The organism is Gemmatimonas sp. (genome assembly GCF_044345575.1).
Classification (GTDB): Bacteria; Gemmatimonadota; Gemmatimonadetes; order Gemmatimonadales; family Gemmatimonadaceae; genus Gemmatimonas.
In genome coordinates this window covers 1-20,065 of record NZ_JBIJAW010000028.1, presented here as the reverse complement: position 1 = coordinate 20,065, position 20,065 = coordinate 1, and the positions used below count along the sequence as shown (strand labels likewise).

Annotated in this window: 20 protein-coding genes and 2 tRNA genes; 1 reads left to right on the top strand and 21 read right to left on the bottom strand. The window is 66.0% G+C overall.

Features of this window, described 5'->3' with window-relative positions; genetic code table 11:
* From ACIQ6O_RS03455 to ACIQ6O_RS03395, 13 genes are all read right to left on the bottom strand, one after another.
* The coding region (locus tag ACIQ6O_RS03455) for an ATPase domain-containing protein (protein WP_396206382.1) at window positions 1-919 on the bottom strand (919 nt) is incomplete at its 3' end.
* Window positions 919-2,457 carry a replicative DNA helicase gene (dnaB, locus tag ACIQ6O_RS03450; protein WP_396206381.1) on the bottom strand — a complete coding sequence of 513 codons (1,539 nt, stop codon included), beginning with the start codon at window positions 2,455-2,457 and terminating at the stop codon, window positions 919-921. The genes dnaB and ACIQ6O_RS03455, both read right to left, overlap by 1 nt.
* A gap of 6 nt (window positions 2,458-2,463) precedes the next feature.
* A complete protein-coding gene (locus ACIQ6O_RS03445) occupies window positions 2,464-3,597 on the bottom strand; it encodes a uracil-DNA glycosylase (protein ID WP_396206380.1) in 1,134 nt (377 codons plus the stop codon).
* Between the two features lie 144 nt (window positions 3,598-3,741).
* Entirely contained in the window at window positions 3,742-3,948 is a 207-nt protein-coding gene (locus ACIQ6O_RS03440; protein WP_306520087.1) for a DNA-directed RNA polymerase subunit omega, read from the bottom strand.
* The gene (gene gmk / locus ACIQ6O_RS03435) at window positions 3,948-4,595 is read right to left on the bottom strand and encodes a guanylate kinase (RefSeq protein WP_396206378.1); all 648 of its coding nucleotides are present in this window, start codon (window positions 4,593-4,595) and stop codon (window positions 3,948-3,950) included. The genes ACIQ6O_RS03440 and gmk overlap by 1 nt, the downstream gene beginning before the upstream one ends.
* Window positions 4,592-5,467: a YicC/YloC family endoribonuclease gene (locus tag ACIQ6O_RS03430; protein WP_396206377.1), complete on the bottom strand. Its 876-nt coding sequence runs from the start codon at window positions 5,465-5,467 to the stop codon at window positions 4,592-4,594. Before ACIQ6O_RS03430 ends, gmk begins: the two co-directional genes overlap by 4 nt.
* A gap of 43 nt (window positions 5,468-5,510) precedes the next feature.
* A complete protein-coding gene (locus ACIQ6O_RS03425) occupies window positions 5,511-7,481 on the bottom strand; it encodes a TonB-dependent receptor plug domain-containing protein (protein WP_396206376.1) in 1,971 nt (656 codons plus the stop codon).
* Entirely contained in the window at window positions 7,478-8,959 is a 1,482-nt protein-coding gene (locus ACIQ6O_RS03420) for a leucyl aminopeptidase (protein WP_396206375.1), read from the bottom strand. The genes ACIQ6O_RS03425 and ACIQ6O_RS03420 overlap by 4 nt, the downstream gene beginning before the upstream one ends.
* 125 nt (window positions 8,960-9,084) lie before the next feature.
* Window positions 9,085-9,156, bottom strand: a tRNA-Asn gene (locus tag ACIQ6O_RS03415).
* Window positions 9,157-9,273: 117 nt separating this feature from the next.
* Window positions 9,274-9,357: transfer RNA gene (locus ACIQ6O_RS03410), tRNA-Leu, on the bottom strand.
* Between the two features lie 67 nt (window positions 9,358-9,424).
* Entirely contained in the window at window positions 9,425-10,048 is a 624-nt protein-coding gene (locus ACIQ6O_RS03405; protein WP_396206374.1) for a Spy/CpxP family protein refolding chaperone, read from the bottom strand.
* Complete coding sequence (locus tag ACIQ6O_RS03400; protein WP_396206373.1) at window positions 10,045-10,734, bottom strand: zf-HC2 domain-containing protein; 690 nt, start codon at window positions 10,732-10,734, stop codon at window positions 10,045-10,047. The genes ACIQ6O_RS03405 and ACIQ6O_RS03400 overlap by 4 nt, the downstream gene beginning before the upstream one ends.
* Window positions 10,727-11,281: an RNA polymerase sigma factor gene (locus ACIQ6O_RS03395; RefSeq protein ID WP_396206372.1), complete on the bottom strand. Its 555-nt coding sequence runs from the start codon at window positions 11,279-11,281 to the stop codon at window positions 10,727-10,729. Before ACIQ6O_RS03395 ends, ACIQ6O_RS03400 begins: the two co-directional genes overlap by 8 nt.
* A 91-nt stretch (window positions 11,282-11,372) precedes the next feature.
* Between ACIQ6O_RS03395 and ACIQ6O_RS03390 the strand changes: the two genes are divergently transcribed.
* Window positions 11,373-12,113: a glycerophosphodiester phosphodiesterase gene (locus tag ACIQ6O_RS03390; protein ID WP_396206371.1), complete on the top strand. Its 741-nt coding sequence runs from the start codon at window positions 11,373-11,375 to the stop codon at window positions 12,111-12,113.
* Here the strand turns inward: ACIQ6O_RS03390 and ACIQ6O_RS03385 are convergent.
* The 8 genes from ACIQ6O_RS03385 to ACIQ6O_RS03350 all read right to left on the bottom strand — a co-directional run.
* Window positions 12,070-12,450: a hypothetical protein gene (locus ACIQ6O_RS03385; protein WP_396206370.1), complete on the bottom strand. Its 381-nt coding sequence runs from the start codon at window positions 12,448-12,450 to the stop codon at window positions 12,070-12,072. The two genes, ACIQ6O_RS03390 and ACIQ6O_RS03385, sit on opposite strands and share 44 nt — an antisense overlap.
* 138 nt (window positions 12,451-12,588) lie before the next feature.
* Window positions 12,589-12,870: a 50S ribosomal protein L27 gene (gene rpmA / locus ACIQ6O_RS03380; RefSeq protein WP_396206368.1), complete on the bottom strand. Its 282-nt coding sequence runs from the start codon at window positions 12,868-12,870 to the stop codon at window positions 12,589-12,591.
* Between the two features lie 49 nt (window positions 12,871-12,919).
* Window positions 12,920-13,237 (bottom strand): 50S ribosomal protein L21, encoded by a 318-nt coding sequence (rplU, locus tag ACIQ6O_RS03375; protein ID WP_396206367.1) that lies wholly within the window; start codon window positions 13,235-13,237, stop codon window positions 12,920-12,922.
* 108 nt (window positions 13,238-13,345) lie between these two features.
* Window positions 13,346-14,902, bottom strand: a complete 1,557-nt coding sequence (locus ACIQ6O_RS03370; protein WP_396206366.1) for a ribonuclease E/G — start codon at window positions 14,900-14,902, stop codon at window positions 13,346-13,348.
* A 551-nt stretch (window positions 14,903-15,453) separates the two neighbouring features.
* The gene (locus ACIQ6O_RS03365; RefSeq protein ID WP_396206365.1) at window positions 15,454-16,671 is read right to left on the bottom strand and encodes an acyl-CoA dehydrogenase; all 1,218 of its coding nucleotides are present in this window, start codon (window positions 16,669-16,671) and stop codon (window positions 15,454-15,456) included.
* Between the two features lie 26 nt (window positions 16,672-16,697).
* Complete coding sequence (locus tag ACIQ6O_RS03360; protein ID WP_396206364.1) at window positions 16,698-18,515, bottom strand: ATP-dependent DNA helicase RecQ; 1,818 nt, start codon at window positions 18,513-18,515, stop codon at window positions 16,698-16,700.
* An 80-nt stretch (window positions 18,516-18,595) separates the two neighbouring features.
* Window positions 18,596-18,775, bottom strand: a complete 180-nt coding sequence (locus ACIQ6O_RS03355) for a hypothetical protein (RefSeq protein ID WP_396206363.1) — start codon at window positions 18,773-18,775, stop codon at window positions 18,596-18,598.
* A 13-nt stretch (window positions 18,776-18,788) separates the two neighbouring features.
* Window positions 18,789-20,065: DUF3656 domain-containing protein (locus ACIQ6O_RS03350; RefSeq protein WP_396206362.1), on the bottom strand; the 1,277-nt coding region annotated here is incomplete at its 5' end.

Here is a 20,065-nt window from a genome sequence, read left to right as displayed (position 1 = left end):
CCATGAGGGCACAGACCGCGCTCCCGCTCGCTACCTCCCGACGATCCCCGAGGAACAGGGCCGACGGATTCTCCACGGGGACGAGGCCGGTGCCGACCATGCGGAACACCCCGATCTCGTCCACGCTCCCGAAACGATTCTTCGTGGCGCGAAGTACCCGATGATCGAGGGTGCCGTCCCCTTCGAAGTAGAGCACCGTGTCCACGATGTGCTCGAGCGTCTTCGGACCGGCGATCCCACCACCCTTGGTGACGTGACCGATGACGAACACCGTGGTGTTGGTATCCTTCGCGAAGCGCATGAGGCGCGCCGCGCACTCGCGCACCTGCCCCACATTGCCCGGCGCCCCCTCGAGCAGTTCGGTGTGGACCGTCTGAATGGAGTCGACGATCACGCACTGCACAGGGCGACCGTCGACCGACGGCTGGGCCGCCGTGGCGAGAATGGTTTCGAGCGACGTTTCGGTGAAGAGCGACACGTTGCTCGCATCTTCGGCGAGGCGGTCGGCGCGCAATCGCACCTGCAGCGCACTCTCTTCGCCTGAGACGTACAACGTGGGATGCCCCGCCGCCTGCAGCCGTGCCGCGACCTGCAGCAGCAGTGTGCTCTTGCCGATGCCGGGTTCGCCGCCCACGAGCACCATGCTCCCGGGAACGATGCCGCCGCCGAGGACGAAATCGAATTCGTCGAGGCCCGTGCGATACCGCGGCGTGTCGGCGGCAGTGACCCGCCCGAGCGACACCGTCGTTCCTGCCACCCCGGCCGCCTGGCGCGCTTGCGTACGCTTGCTCGTGGGGACGGCCGCGACAATTTCCTCGGCCAGTGTGTTCCAGGCCCCGCACGCGTCGCAGCGCCCCGCCCACTTGGGAGACTGGGCGCCGCAGTCGGTACACGCGTAGACGGTTTTGGCCTTCGCCATCAGAAGGGGGTACCGCCGAAGTCGTCGTCGCCGCCCTTCACCAACTTGGGCCCGCCGAAGCCACCCCCGCCGTAGCCACCACCGCCACCGCCGTATTCGGGCGGCGCTTCGCGGGCCGAGAAGTTGTCGAAGCGCGTGTACTGCTTGTGGTAGAAGAGGCGCGCGCTGCCGATAGGGCCGTTACGCTGCTTGCCGATGATGATCTCGGCGCGCCCTTCCACGGTGGGATCCTTGAGGCGGCCGTTCTCATCGCGTTCGGCGTACACTTCCTGACGGAAGATGAACATGATGACGTCGGCGTCCTGCTCGATCGCGCCAGATTCGCGGAGGTCGGAAAGCTGCGGGCGTCCCTTGTCATCACCGGTACGCTGTTCCGGGGCGCGTGAGAGCTGCGACAGCGCCACTACGGGCACGCTGAGTTCCTTCGCGAGCGCCTTGAGGCCACGCGAAATCTGCGAGACTTCCTGCTGACGGTTCTCCACGCCGGCGGGTCCCGTCATGAGCTGCAGGTAGTCCACGATGATGAGGCCGAGATCGTGTTCGGCCTTGAGGCGGCGTGCCTTCGCGCGCATGTCGAGCAGGGTGATGCCGGGCGTATCGTCGATGAAGATGGGGGCATGACTCAGGATACCCGCGGCCTGCGCCAAACGTGGCATCGATTCATCGAGCGCCCTACCACCTTTACGCAGCGCCTGCGCGTCGATGAGGGCTTCGGCCGCCAGCATACGCTGTACGAGTGACTCCTTGCTCATTTCGAGCGAGAAGAACGCCACCGGCACCTTGGCGGTGATCGCCGCGTGTTGGGCAATGTTCAGCGTAAAAGCCGTCTTGCCCATGGAGGGGCGCGCGGCCACAATGACCAGGTCGGCGGGCTGCAGCCCCGACGTCATGTTGTCGAGTTCGATGAAGCCCGTGGGGACGCCCGTCACCGCCTGGTCGCGCTGCGCCAGCAGCTCGAGCTTCTCCATCGCGGGCCACAGCAGCTCCTTGATACGCGAGAAACCGCCCTTCTCTTTGCTCTGGCCGAGCGAGAAGATGCGCGACTCCGCGTTGTCGAGCAGGTCGCCCGCCGTAATGCGCCCCTCGAAGGCTTCCTGCACGATCTCCGTGCTCACCTCGATGAGCCGGCGGAGCAGCGCCTTCTCCTTCACGATCTTCGCGTGGTACTCCACGTTCGCGACCGTGGGGACCGCATCGAGGAGGAACGCGAGATATTCACGCCCCCCGGCGTGCTCCAGTTCGCCGCGGCGTTCGAGTTCGTCGGCGAGCGTGAGCGGGTCCACCACGCTGCCCCGTTCCGTAATCGCCAACATGGCGCGAAAGAGGCGACGGTGGCCTTCGCGATAGAACATCGTGTCATCCACGTGCTCACCGGCACGCAGGATGGCATCGGCATCGAGGAGCATGGCGCCCAAGACCGCCTGTTCCGCCTCTTCCGACCAAGGGGGGCGGCGCTCCTTGTAGGGATCGCGCGCCGCGCCGGTGTTCTGCACGGCAGGGCTGGCACTGCCGCTGGTGGTTACGGCCAGACTCGTCATCTCACTTCACTCCGTGCTGCGTTCGGCAGCGCGCGCCGCATCAAGCACGCGGCGGGCAAGTTTCACGTCTTCCCAGGTGGGGCGCTTCCACGATTCGTTGTGCAGCAATGCCGCGGGGGGGTACGTCACGATCAGCGGCACGCCGTGATAGCGATGGATCTTGCCCCGCAGCGCGCCGATGCCGGTGGTCGTTTGCAGCAGGGTCTGCGCCGCGAATCGACCCAGGGCCAGAATGACCTTGGGGCGCACGAGCTCGACCTGGCGCAACAGATAGGGCTGGCAGGCGATCACTTCATCCGGCAACGGATCACGGTTGCCGGGCGGGCGATGCCTGAGGACGTTGCAGATGTACACCTCGTCGCGCGACAGCTGGATGGCGCCGAGGATCTTGGTGAGGAGCTGGCCGGCTTCTCCGACGAATGGCCGCCCCTGCTCATCCTCGTGGGCATCAGGTGGTTCGCCGACACACAGGATGTCCGCATGTTGGTTCCCCTCGCCCGGCACCGGATGCTTCGCGCTCTTGTGCAGCGCGCACGACGTGCACGCTGCGATGTGCGCCGCGAGCTCGTCGAGCGTCGGAACGGCCGCCACATCGGGGGCGATTTCGGTGAGCCGCAGGCGCCCCGCCTCGAGTCCGGCAGGAATTCCCAAGGCCTCGAGCCACGGTGGCAGCACGCTCGCGGCGCTCACCGGCATCGGCGCGCCAATGGTGGGGGGCGTTGATGCCGCCGGCGCCTCGGCGGCGGGCGTGGCCGGAAGCGGGGGGTTCGCCCCGGGGCCGCCTGCTGTCGCGGCCGCGCTTCCCGGTCGCCCGGCTCCGGCATTCCGAAGTGTTTCGCGCCAATCGGTACTGGCGCTTTCGGAAAAGCGGCGTTCGGGCTGTGGCGCCGGCATCGCGGGCGGCGTTGGTGGCGATTCCTGGTACTGGGGTGGTTCCGGCGCGCGCGCCATGTCGGGCGCCGCCGCCCGCGGCGCACGCGGAGCGGCCGCGGCATCGCCACGCCCTCGCGCCGCCCCTGTGGCTCGGGCACCCACCAGGCGCAGCACATCCTCGACGGGGAGGCCGTCGAGCACGAACTCGGACTCACCGAGTTCGCGACGCTGTTCGAGATAGCGGCGTAGCCGGTCCCTGGCGTCCACGAAGGGGGCGGGTGGGTGGGGGAAAACGGTCAGCGCTGTGCAAGCCAACGCCGATCGAGAAGGAGCATCGATGGTGGGGAGAAAACGCGCCGCGCCGAGACCGGAGTCACGGCGCGGCGCGAGGACCTGCCACTCCGGTTCGGATCAGGCCGAACGACGGCGCGGCACCACCTTGTACTCGATCTCACCATGCGTGAGCTCTTCGAGCGCACGGGTGGTGAGCTTCTTCTCATGGAGCGAACGATCGCGCGGGAACTCGTTCAACACGCGGGCGAACTTGGCCGCGATGAGCACGCTGAGATACTTGTTGGCCGCGTGCTTGGCCACATCCGTCGGAGTGAAAACCTGCATCAGTCGTCCTGGCTGAAGACGTGGATTTCCTGCTCGAGCTGGGCGATGAGCCCCTCGACTTGCCCTTCGATTTCGTGCACCCGGTCGTGCCGGAGTCCCTCGGCGTCGATGATGGCGCTCACCTGATCGACGGCCCGGTCGAGATTGTCGTTCACCACCACGTAGTGATAGCGACCGACTTCACTCAACTCGGCCCGCGCATTGCGCAGGCGTACCAGCAACTTCGCACGATCCTCACTCCCCCGTCCTGCCAGCCGCGCCTTGAGCACCTCGCCCGACGGCGGCAACACGAAGACGAGCACTGTCTGCGGAAACGCCGCGTGGAACTGGCGCGCCCCCTGCACATCGATGTCCATGAGCACGTGGCGACCGGTGCCGAGTACCCGCTCGACCTCGGAACGCAGCGTGCCGTACAGGTTCCCGTGTACCTCCGCCCATTCCGCGAACTCTCCACGGCGCACCGCGGCTTCGAACGCGTCCCGACTGAGGAACCGGTAATCACGGCCGTCCACCTCCCCATCCCGGGGGGCGCGCGTCGTGCAACTCACAGAATAACCAAGATCCCGCCGCCGCTCCAGCAGGCGACGCGCAATCGTGGTCTTTCCGCCCCCGGACGGGGCGGACAGAATGACCGGAAAGGTGCTCACTCGAGATTCTCCACCTGCTCCCGGATACGCTCCAGCTCTTCCTTGAGCCCCACGACTTCATGGAGGATCGGGGCGTCCGACGCCTTGCTCCCGGTGGTGTTCGCCTCTCTGAGCATTTCCTGCAGGAGGAAGCCCAGACGTTTGCCGACCGGTTCTCCACCTGCATCGTCGAGCGTGGCGCGGAAAGCGACGATGTGCGACCGGAACCGATCCAGTTCCTCGGCCACGTCCATCCGGTCCGCCAGAATGGCGATTTCCATCGACAGGCGGGCCTCGTCCACCACCACGCCAGCGGCGAGCTCCTGCACGTTCTCGCGTAGCTTGTCACGATACGCAACGACACGCTCAGGGGCGCGCACGGCGATCCGCTCAAGGGCCCCTTCCACGACCTCGAGGCGCTGGCGCAGTACCGTCACCAAGCGATCGCCCTCGTCGGCCCGGGCGCGTTGCAACGCGTCGAGTGCGGTCTCCACGATGCCCACCAACTCGGCCACCGTGCCGGTCGCGTCGTCCTCACGCGGCGCCGACATCACATCGGGCATGCGGAGTACACTGGCGAGATCGACACCGCCGGACAGACCGAATTGCGCTACGAGCGCCTGCAGTTGCGCCGTCACGGCCCCGAACCGCGCTTCGTCGATGGCGAGGGCCGTCTCAGTCAGGCGCTCACTGCGCGCCGTCAGGGTGACGTGCCCGCGTGCGACCTTGAGACGCATCGCCTCACGAACATCCGTCTCCCATCGGCCGAAGGCGCCCGGCAGCTTGATGCTGGGCGAGAAGAACCGGTGATTGACCGTGCGCACATCTACCACGACGCGCAGCGACCCTACCGTGCCCTCGGCCTGTCCGTACCCTGTCATCGAGCGAATCATCGGGGAATGATAACCTCACCCGGAGCGACGGGGGATGACCGCATCAGTTGAAGAACTGCCAGCGCATACCGTACAACTGCACCGCGGGCGGCATGGTGATCCCGCGGATCTGCTCGTACTGGCCGCCCGTCAGGTTGCGGTATTGATAAAACAGGGTGCCGCGCTGGATGCGGATCTCGAGGAGGCCGGTGGCCACAATCGCGGGTTCGGTAATCCACTTGGCCGGGTCTTCCTCCGGGCCGTAGTAGAACGGCACCCCCGAACGACTGTCGAGAATGAGGCGCGCGTTGAAGCCGAACTGTCCCTTCGGAAACTTCCGCCGCCACTCCGACACCAGCGCGAGCTCGGTACGGAACTGCGTCTTCGGGCGGTTGTACTGGGCGGCGTCCCAGGTGATGGCCTGCACATCGAGTTGGAGGTCCTTGTACAGGCGCCCGTGAACGGACGCGGTGACCCCCGTGGCCGGATTGGCCGCGATCACGCCCGGTCGTGCCCCGATGAGGGGGATGGTGCCATAGACCGCGCCATCGTCACGCAGGACGCCACCCCCGAGCCATAGTCCCTTGAAGCGTACGGCAGCTTCGGCTCGCAGGGAGCTTCCGGTCGGACGTCCCGTTGTGTCGGCCGGGGTCCGCGTGCTGCGACCCAGCAGCAGCGTCACCCAAGGGAGCGGGCGGAGCCGCGCGAACAGATCACTGCGATCGGTGGAATCACGACCATTGCGCTCGATCCACGTGCCAGCGTCCAGTTTCCACCACGACAGCTGGCCGCGCAGGACGGGCGCCTGCTGCAACGCTCCGTTCGTCGGTCGTAGGCGATTGGTCAGTGACGCCGACCACCAGCTCGCCCGATACCCCACGGCGACCAGGTGCTGCGTCTGCCCACGAATCGTGTCACCCTCGATGAAGATCGAGTCCTTGCCGCTCACGAGGGTGGTATCACTGCCCTGCTGCTTTGTGCGTACGGCGCTCAGAATCGCCTGCGACCAAAGGCCGCGCGTCGTGTCACCGTATCCCACGCGCACATAGGCATCGCGTCGCTGTCCCTTGTACCCGGGGAGGGCGAGGTAATCGGTGCGCGGCGTGTGTCCGTCACGATCGCGTGATGTCGCGTTCGCAAACACGTCGGCGCTCCACCGACGACGCGACCACCCCAACCGCAGGTAGAACGCCTGCAGTTCGCCATCACTGCGCAATCGCGTACTGGTCTCCTGCCCCGTGAACGCCGAAATCCGTCCGCTCTGCGTCGCGATCTGCTGGCCGCCGAACTGGAACGCGAAGCCGTTGCGCCAACGACGCGAGAGGAATCCGCGAAAGGCGTTGGTATTGAGATCACCGGTGAAGATGTCGACACGCGTTGCCGGCGTGGTGCTGGTGACGGTCATCGACCGCAACCAGACACGGACCTCACCGGGCGCGCGCTCGATCTGCACCTCGTCGAGGTTCCAGATCGGGACGTCGGTGAGATCCAGCATGCCGCCATTGCGCGGCTCGACGGCATCGAGTTCGACGCCGTCGAGAAACACGCGAAGGCGGGAGCCATCGCCATTGAACGAGGCGGCGTGCACCCCGGCCAGCCAACCGCTGCGATACGATGTGATTCCGGGCACCCGATCGAGGAGGTCGGCCAGATTGAGCGCGCCGGTCGCGAGGATAGAATCGCGGCGCCAGCGGAGACGCTCCGTGACCTCCAGACTGCGCGGCGTTTCGTACTGCGCCATGGGTGCTTTCACGGTGTCCGCGGCGCGCACCTTGGCGATGCTGTCGGCTCGTTCGCGCAATCGCACCCTCGCGACCGAATCGGCCGCAGCTTTCTGGGCCGCACCCAAGGAATCCTTCGGCGCGGCCTCCACGGCCTGGTTGGCCTTGCGCGCCGTATCCTGGGCCGGCGAAGGCACCGCCACGCGCGCCGAGTCCGCTCGCTTCGTGCTATCCGGGCGCACCTGCGCGCCGAGGACCGTCACCGGAGCGGCAACGGCCAACAGGCACAGCCATCGGGCAAGACGCCGAATCACGCGCGCGCGCGCGCCCGAACGAATTCCACGAACGTTCCCACCGGCGTACCGGTCGGGCCCTTGGGAATCCAGCCGAGATCGGCCTGCGAGTACGCGGTGCCCGCCACGTCGAGGTGGACGAAGGGGAAGCCGTCGACGAACTCCTGGAGGAAGAGCGCGGCCGTGATGGAGCCGCCTGCCCGACCGCCCGTATTCTTCATGTCGGCGACATCGCTCTTGATCTGTTCGCGGTAGTCATCCCACATCGGCATGGCCCACCCCGGTTCGCCTGCCAATTCGCCGGCGGCCAGCACTTCATCTGCGGCCTGCTTGTCGGTGCTGAAGACGCCGACCGCGTTGTGGCCGAGTCCGATCACGATCGCTCCGGTGAGCGTCGCCGCATCGATGGCGATTGCCGGGTTATAGCGCTTGGCGAACACGAGGAGATCGGCGAGCACCAGACGCCCCTCCGCATCGGTGTTGATGATCTCGATCGTCTTGCCATTGGACGCCCGCACGACATCGCCGGGCTTCACGGCTTCACCGGAGGGCATGTTGGTGGTGGAGCCGATGATGCCGACCACATTGATGGGCAGCTTGAGCTGGCCAATCGCCTCCATCGCGCCCATGACCCCGCCGGCGCCGGACATGTCGAACTTCATCCACTCCATCTCCGGCGCGGGCTTGATCGAGATACCGCCGGTATCGAAGCACAGTCCCTTGCCGATGAGCACCACGGGCTGCTGTCCAGCCGGGCCGCCGTTGTACTCGAGCGCCACGAGTCGTGGTTCCTGTGTCGTGCCCTGCGCGACGCACAAGAATGAGCCCATGCCGAGCTCCGCCATGTCGCTGCGCCCGAGCACGGTGAGTCCCATGCTGTGGCGGGCGGCAATCTCGCGACCGACCTCAACGAATGTGTCGGGCGTGCAATAGTTGCCCGGCATCTGACCGAGTCGCCTGGCGATCGCCTGCCCCTCGGCAATGGCCACGCCGGCCGCGAACGCTGCACGCGTCTCGTCCTGGTCGCTGGCGATCACCCCGACCCGTTCAAGGCGCGCACGGCGATCCTTCGCAGCGGGCGGCGTTTGGAGATCGGGGTAGCTCCAGCTCCCAGCTCCAGCGCCGATGACGAGTCCTTCCACGTGAGCCGCCCCAGCCTCGGCCAGGAACAGATGCATCTCCGTGAGGCCAAGCTTGCTCGCCTGCCGCGCCGCGACAGATGCCGCGCGGCGTGCGGTCGTGCGGGTGAGCGGGGCCGCGCCACGGCCCACCAGAAGGATGCGCTGTACCCCCTGTTCGGCTCCGACGAAGAGCATGGTCTCGTCCCGGCCCCCACGGAAATCGCGACGAGCCAGCGTACGCGTGATCGCGCCGTTCACCTGCTGATCGATGCCACCGAGTACGGCCGGCCACGCCGGGTCGGCCGGCAGAATGACGACCAGAAGCGGTGTGTCGACCGCATCGGGCGCGGCATGAACGAGCGAAAACGAAATCGGCATCGGAGGCGGAGGAAAGGACGGACCGGAGGCGAGAACGCGCTCGGAAAAGCTAGAGGCGCCCGGAGCGTGCGGGCAATGTACCCGAAATGACGAAGCCCGATCCGCGGGGACCGGGCTTCGAAAAACTGGGGCGGGTGGACTCGAACCACCAACCGTCCGATTAACAGTCGGATGCTCTGCCATTGAGCTACACCCCATCGGACCAACCACAGCCGCTCGGACCGTGCACTGCCGTGGCTAACGCTCCGTGTCTTCGAAACGTTGAGCGACCCATCAATGCTCGCCCGAACGCCCCCAAATGGGAAGCGCCCAAGTGCCCAGAGTGGGGGTCGAACCCACAAGACCTTGCGGTCGGAGGATTTTGAGTCCTCTGCGTCTGCCAATTCCGCCATCCGGGCATGCAAAGGGGCGCCTTCCGAGCGCCCGTTTGCTTCCTTCAAGTGTACATCGCCACCGGTACGATCGCTACCGGTCAATCCCCGGCGGGCGTCGTCGCTGGCGTCCGTCGACGCCATCCCGACCTGAGACCTGGCTCGAATCGACCGTTCCCATACGACGGCGCTGCAGCTCCTGCATGTTGCGACGCAGCTCGTCCTGCAGGGCGAAATAGCGGGCGCGCTGTATCGGCGACAGGAATTTCGACAGCTCGCGCTGTTCCTGCTCCATAAGTTCGATTCGACGCCGCTCGAGCCGCGGCATCTGCTCCATCAAATCCGCCACCTTCGATTCGTTGGCGTGGTCACCGGCCAGCAACTCATCGCGCATCGCCTGGCGCGCCTGCATCTCCTCGCGACGCAATGCGCGCCGCGTGGTCTCAGCGCGACTCGCCACCTCGCGCAGCTTCGTGGCCTGCTCGTCGGTGAGCTGCAGGCGCTGCCGCACCATCGCGTCGACGCGTTGCTGGAAGCGCCGTTCCAGTTCCCCGCGCCGGGGATCGTCGGGGCGCCCGCCTCGGCGTTCGCCCGCGGGGGGGGTGACCTGTGCCGTGGCTGCCGACGGGACGACGCTCGCCAGTAACGCCGCTGCGATGACCCGAGGCATGTGCCGTCCCCAGAAGTCGAACATCGTCGTCATCAAGCCGTGCTTCATAACGCACCTCCGCCCGCATTGGGAATGATGGGGACGCCGGGAAGGGGCTCGGTATTCGTTGCGCCGTCCCACTGCTCGAGACGGGAAATCATACTTTCGAGTTCCGACTCGCTGTAATCGCCCAGATCGCCGTACGACACCGTCACGCTATGCACGGACGAGGCCGGCGTCGCCACGGTGAGTGTTTCCGTGCCGCCCGAGGCGGACGCCACGGTGGTAGCTGATTCCGTGGGTGTCATCACGTTGGGCACTGTGGACCGTTGGACGTCGATAATGCCGCGGCGCGCAACTAGCACGGATGCACCACCAGCGATCACCACACCGAGCGTGGCGGCGATACGCCACACAGGCATGCCGAACAGCGTGCCACCGGCGCGCTGGCGCCGCATCGTCGGTGGTAACGTTGGCACGCTCGTCGAGGGTTCGTCGTGCACGAGGCGAGGTCCCGTGAACTCGATCCCCGGGCCACTCGGGGCGGCGGGCAATGCCGCGATGATTCGCGCAATATCCGGCCCTGCGACGCGTGGCCGTGCCTGCCGAACCAACTGCAGAACGACGAGATCGTCCGAGCACGCCGCGCAGGTGGCGAGATGGTCGCGCACGCGCGCCATCGCGACGCCGTCAAGCGACTCGGCGGCGTAATCCGGCAGCATGTCCTGCAGCACGGGGCTGCGGCACTCAGTCATGGAGAAACTCCTTCACCGCGCGCATGGCGTTGTGATAATGCACTCGCGCCGCTCCCTCGGTAGATCCGAGAATTTCGGCGATGTCCTTGTAGCTCCGGCCTTCCTGCACCCGCAAGACGAACACCTCGCGCTGCATGCGCGTGAGACGCGCCATGGCGCCCGCGACACGCTCGGCCGCTTCATCCGCCACCATGGTGTCCAGCGCATCGAACCCGCTCGCCGCATGCATGTCGTCGATCTCGATTCCGTGCCCTCGGCGTGCTTCTGCGCGCCGTCGGTCAATCACGAGCCGGCGTTCGATGGTAAACAGCCACGTGCGCAAGGAACTGTCGGCCCGGAACGAATCAATCGCCGAGAAAGCACGGATGAACGTGTCCTGCACGAGTTCATCGATGTCCTCGGTCACCCCCAACCGTCCCGCGAAACGCGCGAGCGCTTCAGCGTGCCGCTCGACGATCGCCGTCGCGGCCCGCTGGTCGCCTGCCTTCCACTGGGTGATGAGGCTCCCATCGATCCGGGAGTCCTCCTGCTGGGTGGCGTCGATCATACGTTCGGAATATTGGACGAGTTGGCCGGTCAGGTGTTAATCCGGTTCCGCACCGATTGACCACCGTGGCTTGCGGCGAGAGCATTCCAACATGCTCACCAACGCGAACCTCCACGCTCGCCGTCCGCTGATCATTGCCCATCGCGGTGCCTCACGGGCGTTCCGGGAGAACACGATCCCGGCCTTTCAGCGCGCCCTCGACCTTGGGGTGGACGGGATTGAACTCGATGTCCACGCGACCCGCGATGGTGTGCTGGTGGTGCATCATGACCCGGCGCTGACCTTCCGCCGCGGCGAAAGCATCGAAGCGGTGCCGATCGCGTCACTCACCGCCGCGCAGGTGGCCGAGTGCCGACTCGGGGACGACGATCACATTCCAACGCTGCGCGAGGTGTTCGCCCTGGTGGGCGCACAAGCCGAGCTGTTCGTGGAGGTGAAGGCGTCCAACACAGAGGCGGCGGTGGCTGCGCTGCTCGACGAGTTCACGGGTGTTCGCGCCGCCGTTCACGCGTTCGATCACCGAATACCCGTCGGGCTGCGGGCGCTCCGCCCGGCGACGCCGATCGGTCTGCTGAGCGCTTCCTATCCCCTCGACATTCGCGGGGTTCTGGCGTCGTCGGAGGCGAAGGCCTTCTGGCAGCACGCCGAGTTGATCGACGAGACCCTGGTGGTGGCGGCACACGAGGCCGGGGTGGAACTCATCGCGTGGACGGTGAACAGCGCGCCCCATGCGCGCCAGTTGGCGGCATGGGGCGTTGACGGCATTTGCACCGATGTCCCCGAGGTGATCAGTACGGTCCTGCCCCCGGCGGAGGCGACGAGGGGGGCGTAGAGCTGGGTGGTGCGGTGGTCTCCGCCTGATTGGCGGATGGGGCGGCCGTGCCGGACGCGGCGTGTCGCGCCCGCTCGTTCGCGAGCTCGGTTTCGAGACGGCGCGCTTCTTCATCACGCGCCCGTACCGCGCTCATGAGGCGTTGACGCGCATCGGCGTCCAGATCGCCGCCCGCCTCGGCAGCTCGGAACAGGGCATAGCCCAGCGCTTCCGCGGCCTTGTCGGCCTGTTCGCGGGCCCGGTACGCGTCGAGGCGCAGCTTCCCCTCGTCGAAGACGTCTTGCGCGGCCTTGCCGGCCTTGTCGATCCCTTGCTTGACCTTATCCCAGATTGCCATGGTGTCCTCGCGTGAAGTGGCGGTCCTATGGAACCCTACGGGAGACGGCGGCCGGAGGTTACGACGAAATGAGTACGCCCACGAAAAAGGGGCAGGCCACCGTATAGGTGCCCTGCCCCTCTCGCCTGTCGGGCGGGATTACGCCTCGACCGTCTCCTCGACGAACACGACGGGGACGACGTTGACCTTGTAGGCCTTCTTGCTCTTGTGGGCAAATTCCACGACGCCATCGACGAGCGAGTAGATCGTGTAATCGGTGCCCATACCCACGTTGGCGCCCGGGTGCCACTTGGTGCCGCACTGACGCAGGATGATGTTGCCGGCCGTCACGAACTCACCGCCGTACTTCTTGATTCCACGGTACTTCGGATTGGAATCGCGGCCGTTGCGTGAGGAGCCGACGCCCTTCTTATGTGCCATGACGAATACTCCAGTTGGGAGGCGCGCCGGAGGGGCGCACCGCCGGCGCTCAGCCGAGGGTGATGTCCTTGATACGAACTTCCGTGAACTTCTGCCGATGGCCCTGCTTGCGGGCGTAGTTCTTCCGGCGCTTGAACTTGAAGACAATGATCTTGTCTTCGAGGCCGTGCTTCACGATCTCCGCCGTCACCTTGGCGCCAGAGAGCGTGGGCACACCCACCTGGACCTGCTTGCCGTCGGAGCCGAGAAGGACGTCGTTGAATTCGACGGCCGTGCCGGCTTCACCCAGCAACGAAGGGATCCGAAGGGTCTTGCCCGGCTCGGCGCGGAACTGCTTGCCGCCGGTGCGGATGATGGCGTAGCTCATGGTGTGTTCCAGTTATGTGCGTTCCAGACGTAGCCTAGAAGCTTATCCGGATTGGCTTTAGGTGTCAACGGGTGGTCGGCGTGACCGACGGGGCGCGCCGACCCGAACTCAGGCGAGGGCGTACTGCTGGGTGATGTCCCGCTGCGCCCCACGGACGACGAGCTTGATCTCGTCGGGCTTGAGCAGCGGATCGTCGCGCAGCTCGAGCGGGAAACCGGCCATCTTCTCTAGGCGCTTCACGAAGTCGTGCTCCTGTTCCAGTACATGAAGCGCCACTTCGGGGTGGAGACGCAGCACCACCGGCTCCTTGCGCCCCTCCGCCGAAATCCGCCGGACGGCACGCTCGGTGCGCCGGACGATGGTTTCGGGGGTGAAGACCCGTCCCGTGCCGCTGCAGGTGGGGCACGGCTCGGTCATGCTCTGGTAATGACTCTGGCGGACGCGCTGGCGTGTCATCTCCACCAGGCCGAGGTCGGAGACCGCGAACGCCTTGGTGCGCGCCCGGTCCCGGCCGAGGTGGGTGCGGAGCTCGTGCAGCACCTTATCCCGGTTCCCCTGCGTCTCCATGTCGATGAAGTCGCAGACGATGATACCACCCACGTCCCGCAGCCGGAGTTGGCGCGCGATCTCGCGGGCCGCTTCGGTGTTGGTTTTGAAGATGGTCTTTTCGGGGTCGCGCTTACCGGTGTAGCGGCCAGAGTTCACGTCGATGGAGACCAACGCTTCGGTCTGCTCGATGATGATGTAGCCACCGCTGGGCAGGTCACAGCGCCGCTTGAAGAGATCGCGAATCTCTGTTTCGATCTCTTCCTTGTCGAAGAGCGGGACGGTGTCTTCGTACAGCTTCACCCGCTCGACGAGATCCGGCGCGATGCCCTGCAGATACTCGGTGATCTCGTTGTAGACCTGCTTGGAGTCGACCAGCACCCGCTCGACCTTGGCGCTGAAGAGGTCGCGCACCAAACCGCGGGTGACGTTCGTTTCGCGATGCACCAGGGCCGGCGCGCGCATGAACTGCGTCTTCCGCTTGATGCGCTTCCAGTTGTTCATCAGCGTGTTCAGTTCACGCTCGAACGTTTCCTTGGTCGCGTCCTCGGACACGGTGCGGACGATCACGCCGCCTGAGTTGTCAGGGAGCATCTCGCCGACCATGCCACGCAGTCGCTGACGCTCAGACCGCTCGTCGATCTTGCGGCTCACGCCTACCTTCGACGCGAACGGCATGTAGACGAGGAAACGACCGGCCAGCGACACCTGCGCGGTGACGCGCGGCCCCTTGGTGGAGATGGGCTCCTTGGTGATCTGGACGAGGATGTCCTGACCACGCTTGAGCAGATCCTGGATAGGGCGGACTTCCTTGCGCCCTCGGCGCCCACCGCCGCCCTGATCGTCGCTGGTCTCTTCGTCCTCGTCGTCGTCATCCGACACTTGGGCGTCTTCGACCACCACGTCGGCGGCGTGCAGGAACGCTGACTTTTCGGTACCGATGTTTACGAAGGCGGCCTGAATACCGGGCAGAACAGCCTCGACCTTGCCGAGATACACATCGCCAACCATGCGACGTGCGTCCGGACGATCGACCAGCAGTTCCACAAGTTGGCCGTCCTCGATGATGGCGACGCGCGTCTCACGCGGCGTCGCGTTCACCAGGAGTTCTCGCTTCATTGAAACCCGTCGTCAGCGTACGGCAGCGGCGACTCCACCCCGCCTCACGCGACAACACATACGGTGGACCTGCATGGAAGACCCCGCGCGCCCGGGGAATGCCCGCCTGGTGAGGCCGGCAGAGGCAGCGCACGATCGAACGTCACAAGGCTCCCCTTCCGGCTGACGAGATCGGCTCGGAACCCTCGCGCTCCGGGTCGCGGACCGTTTCGCGCTGGCGACGGCTGTCGCTGCGGCAAAAGGCGCAGGCCTCGGAGAAGAAACGCGGGACTCCGCGATCGACGCGGTGGCGTGTCAGGCGGACGGACGTGCGGACGGGTCGGCCGGCGACACGCTGGTCCCGGAAGGCCCGGCCCACAAACGCAAACGGCCCGTGAGTCGCACGGGCCGCCGGCGCCAAAAGCGACGGCTAGGTGGTACGCGGGAAAGCTATTCGGGCAATAGGGCCCCCACAACCCGATGGGACCCCCCGAAACCCGGTACCCGAACTCGGTACCCTCGACTCATCAGTTCCGGGCATTGAGTTCGGGTTGCGGGTTCCGGGAGGCTGATCAGGCCATCAGCCCCTTGAGCAAATGGCGGGCGATCACCAGGCGCTGGATCTCACTCGTCCCCTCGCCGATCTCGCAGATCTTGGCATCACGCATATAGCGCTCGACGGGGTAGTCCTTGGTATATCCATAGCCGCCATGGATCTGGATGGCCTTGATGGTTGCACGCATGGCCAACTCGGAGCAGAACAACTTGGCCATCGCGGCTTCCTTGCCGAATGGCTTCCCGTTCTGCGACAACCACGCCGCATGGTACACCAGATGGCGCCCGGCCTCGATCTCGGTGGCCATATCGCTCAACTGGAACTGCACGCCCTGGAAGCTTGCAATCGCTGAGCCGAACTGCTTGCGCACGCTGGCGTACTTGAGTGACTCGTCGAGCGCGCCCTGCGCAATACCGATGGACAGCGCAGCAATGCCGATGCGCCCCGCATCGAGGGTCTTCATGAAGTTGATGAAGCCGAGCCCCTCGGTCCCGAGCAGATTCTCAGCTGGCACCTCGACGTTGTCGAACAGCAGTTCGCGCGTGTCGGAGGCGCGCCATCCCAGCTTGTCTTCCTTTTTCCCCGCCGTGAACCCCCGCATGTTGGGCAGGGACCCGTCGTGGCCGACGCCCAGCGCGCGGCACTGTGCGGCATCCACACCTTCCTTCGTGAGGATGAAGCTGGAGATCCCCTTGGTCCCCTTCGATGGATCTGTGACGGCCGTGACCACGAACACCTCACCGACGCCGGCGTGCGTGATGAAGCGCTTGCTCCCGTTGAGGAGGTAATAGCCGTCCTTCTTGACGGCCGTCGTTCGCGTTCCGCCCGCATCGCTGCCCGCGCTTTCCTCCGTCAGCCCGAATCCACCGAGCACCTTGCCACTGGCGAGGAGCGGGACATAGCGCTCGATCTGCGACGGCGTACCGAAGTTGACGATCGGCGAGGTGCCGAGGGTGGTGTGCGCGGAGATGGTGATCGAGTGCGACGCGCAGACCTTCGCGAGTTCCTCGATCGCGATCATGAAGCTGATCGTGTCGAAACCGGCGCCACCAACCTCTTCGGCCCATGGGACACCGAGGAGTCCGAGCTCACCCATCTTCTTGACGTTCTCCCAGGGGAACGTCGAGGCCTCGTCATGTTGGGCTGCCACCGGCGCAATGTCCTCGCGCGCGAAGGCTCTCACCATGTCTCGCACGGCGAGGTGTTGCTCGGAGAAATAGAGACTGTCGTCCATCGGGAACGGTCGGGGAGGAGGGAGTGTCAGGACCGTGGGCGTGACCGTGCACGCACGGGGGTACAGCGGGAGCGGGACTGCAAAGTGGAGGGGGAGGCGAGACACCGGTCACAGGCGCCGCAGTGTGCCCGGGCTTCGCGATCCCCGAAATAGCGCAGGACGTACGCTCTTCGGCAATGGTGCGCGTACACATAGCCCTCCATGGCATCGAGCCTCGCCATGTCAGTACGTCGACGACGCTCAAGGTGTTGCCAATTGACCGGAGGCGAGGCGTCCCGCCGTGCGCGGAGTAGCCGAATGCCCCCACCGGCGCGCGTCCACGTGACGAACTGCTGCGCTGCGAGGCGTTCAAGAATAGGGACCAATCCCATCGCTCCCCCAAATCCGGGCGGCAGGCCATCGAGATCCACGGAGGCACCGGTCACGATGCGGGCGCCCGTCCCGCGCCAGAGCGCCCGTAGCACGTCGCGCTCGAATTGGCGCTCTCCGGACAATTCCCGCGCGATGCGGATCGGGGAGGCGAGGAGGCGAACATGGACCTGGCCGGGAATCGGCGGGTCCACCCGACACAGGTGATGCGAGGCCAGGACACGAATGGCGGCGCCCGCCTCCCGAGGGGCGATGGTACCTCCGGCCTGTGCGGTGAACTGGTCGGGTGACAACGGGACGACACCGTTGGCGTCGGCCATGCCCTGCAGTAACCGCCACACGCGTTCGACGAGCGGACGCGCGGGATGCGTGCCGCGCAGGAAAAACTCGTGCGTGTCTCGATCCTTCGGGGTGTGGAGCAGGATACAGATGCTGTCCTTCCCGTCTCGCCCTGCCCTGCCCGCCTCCTGGTAATAGGCCTCGAGCGAGCCTGGCATGGCGTGATGTATCACCAGGCGTACATCGGCTTTGTCGATGCCCATGCCGAACGCACTCGTGGCGACGATGACGCGCGCGCGCTCGTCCATGAATGCGTCCTGGGCCCGCTGGCGGACCGTGTGGGCAAGCCCCGCGTGGTAGGCGGTCGCCGGCACCCGTGCGCGGACCAGCATCGACGTGATCCGCTCGACCGCGTTGCGCGTGGGCGTGTACACGATGGTTGGCGCGTCGACCTCGCGGAGCCGCGTAATGGTCTGCTCGTCCTTCTCGCGCTCGTGTCGCACGCTACGCACGTGGTACGTGAGGTTGGTGCGATCAAACCCGGCAACGGCGACTGCGGGCTCGCGGAGCGCCAGCTGCTGTACGATGTCGCGGCGGACCTGTGGTGTGGCCGTGGCTGTGAGGGCAATGGTTTGGAGCCCTCCCAGCCGGTCGCGCATCGCCCCAATACGCCGATAGCTCGGACGAAAATCGTGTCCCCATTCGCTGATGCAGTGGGCCTCATCCACGGCCAGCAAACTCACGCCTACCGCGGCCAGCTGTTCGAGTGTTCGCCCGGATTCAAGTCGTTCCGGCGAGAGATATAGCAGCTGCAGCGACCGGTCTCGAACGCGTGCCATCCGCTCCGATGATGCCGTCACGCCGAGGGTACTGTTGATATAGGCGGCAGCAACCCCGCGCTTCTCGAGGGCCTCCACCTGGTCCTTCATCAGCGAGATCAGCGGGCTGATGACCACGGTGAGGCCGCCGCGCACGAGCGCCGGCACCTGATAGCAGAGGGATTTCCCACCGCCGGTCGGCAGCACGACCAGCGCATCGCGTCCGGATAACGCGGCTTCGATGGCCCCCAACTGTGGCGGCCGGAAGTCCGGATAGCCGAATCGTTCACGCAGAACGGCGCGCGCCTCGTCGAGGGTGCCGAAGGGCTCGAGCCGGCCGAATGATGGCGACGAAACGGGGGGGCGCGCGATGATCATGGCGCACGGTACCGCCTCAGCGAATTGGGCGTGACATCAAAAAATGGCGCGTCGCACCGAATCGACGCATACGCCTACGCCTACGAGTCGGAGATTCGCTTGCCGGTATCGTTCATGAGATACGCAACGCCGAGGAACAGGAGTGCCTTGACGCCTTCCCAGACGGCCTTGCCCGTTCGGCCCTGCTGCACCGCCATGACCGCATCGTACGCGCACCACACGGTGAGCAGCAACGGCAGCACCGGAGCGAATCTTCGCATCAACCCACCCACGTTACACCGCCCTGGCAAAGTGACCGCGTGTGAATGCGCCGGCGAGCAGCTTCCGTGCGCCGTGCAGATCGGGGGAGCCGCCCACGGCGAGCGCGTCCAGCGTCTCGCGGTAGGCGCGCACGAGTGCCTGCACCGGATCACCCGGTACGTTGAACACCATCTGATAACCGCGAATGCCCTGCGCCCACAGCGTGGGTAGGAACTCCGTGGCGTCGATCGGCCGCGAATGCAGCAGTCGGTTGCGGCAATTGCTGTCCGTCGCCACCGCAAACGTGTAGCCGGCCGGGTCGGTCAGTGACACGTTCGTATGCTTCTGTACACAGAGATCGCGGCACGTGGTGGGCTCGCGCTCGAACGCCGCGCTGAGCACGCAGTGTTCGATGGTCATGCCCTCGGTACGCCCATACACGAGCACCTCGAAGCCCCGCCCGTCCCAAGGCGCCACCAATTGGCTTAGCTCGTCTGTGGTGAGTTCGATGGACGCGACGACGCGCGTCGCGCCCAACTCGAAGAGCAGCGCCGCCGTGTGCTGGTTGAACACGTTCGTCGCATAGTCGGCAATCACGTCGTGTCCATCGCGGCCGAACTCCGCTGCGAGCCCGAGATGCCCGGTCAGCAGGGGCAGCCCCAGCCCGAACCATTTGGCGAGACGCCCGCGCTCCTCCGGGCGTACAATAGTCGGCGTGCGAAGGCGCAGCGAAATGCCCTGGGCCGCCAACTCGTCGCGCAACGCGGTGACCCGCGCCAACGGTGGGGTCGGGTGCCGCAGGAACGGATCGAGCACGATATCCGTGGCGCCACCGGCGGCGGCCTCGCGTGCCGTCTCGAGGTCGTACACGACGGCGCGAAGCGCGAACGCCGAGGCCTCGCCCACGCTGTTGGATGTCGTTAGTGGCACCCGCGCCACGCATTCGTCGATGCGCGCCTCACGGACGGCCACATCGCTCATGCGCGCCCAGCCCAGCTGCTGCTCGATCTGCTCTGTCGCTTCCTGCCGCAGGCGATTGAGTTCGCTCACCGGAATGAACAGTCCGGCGGCGAGCCCGGTGATTTCGACCGCGCCGAGCTTGAACGGTGTGCCACCGAGGCGTCCGAACTGCTCGCGGAGCTGCGTCATGTCGAGCGCTCGCTTCGACGCGGGCGACAACGGCACCTCGCCGCGCACGGTCACTTCGATCTCACCGCAGCTCCACACGGTCTTGAGCGGGCCGCCCGCGTGGCCGAAACATCGGACATCAACCCGGTGCAGACCGACCCGATCGAATAGGGGCACAGCCG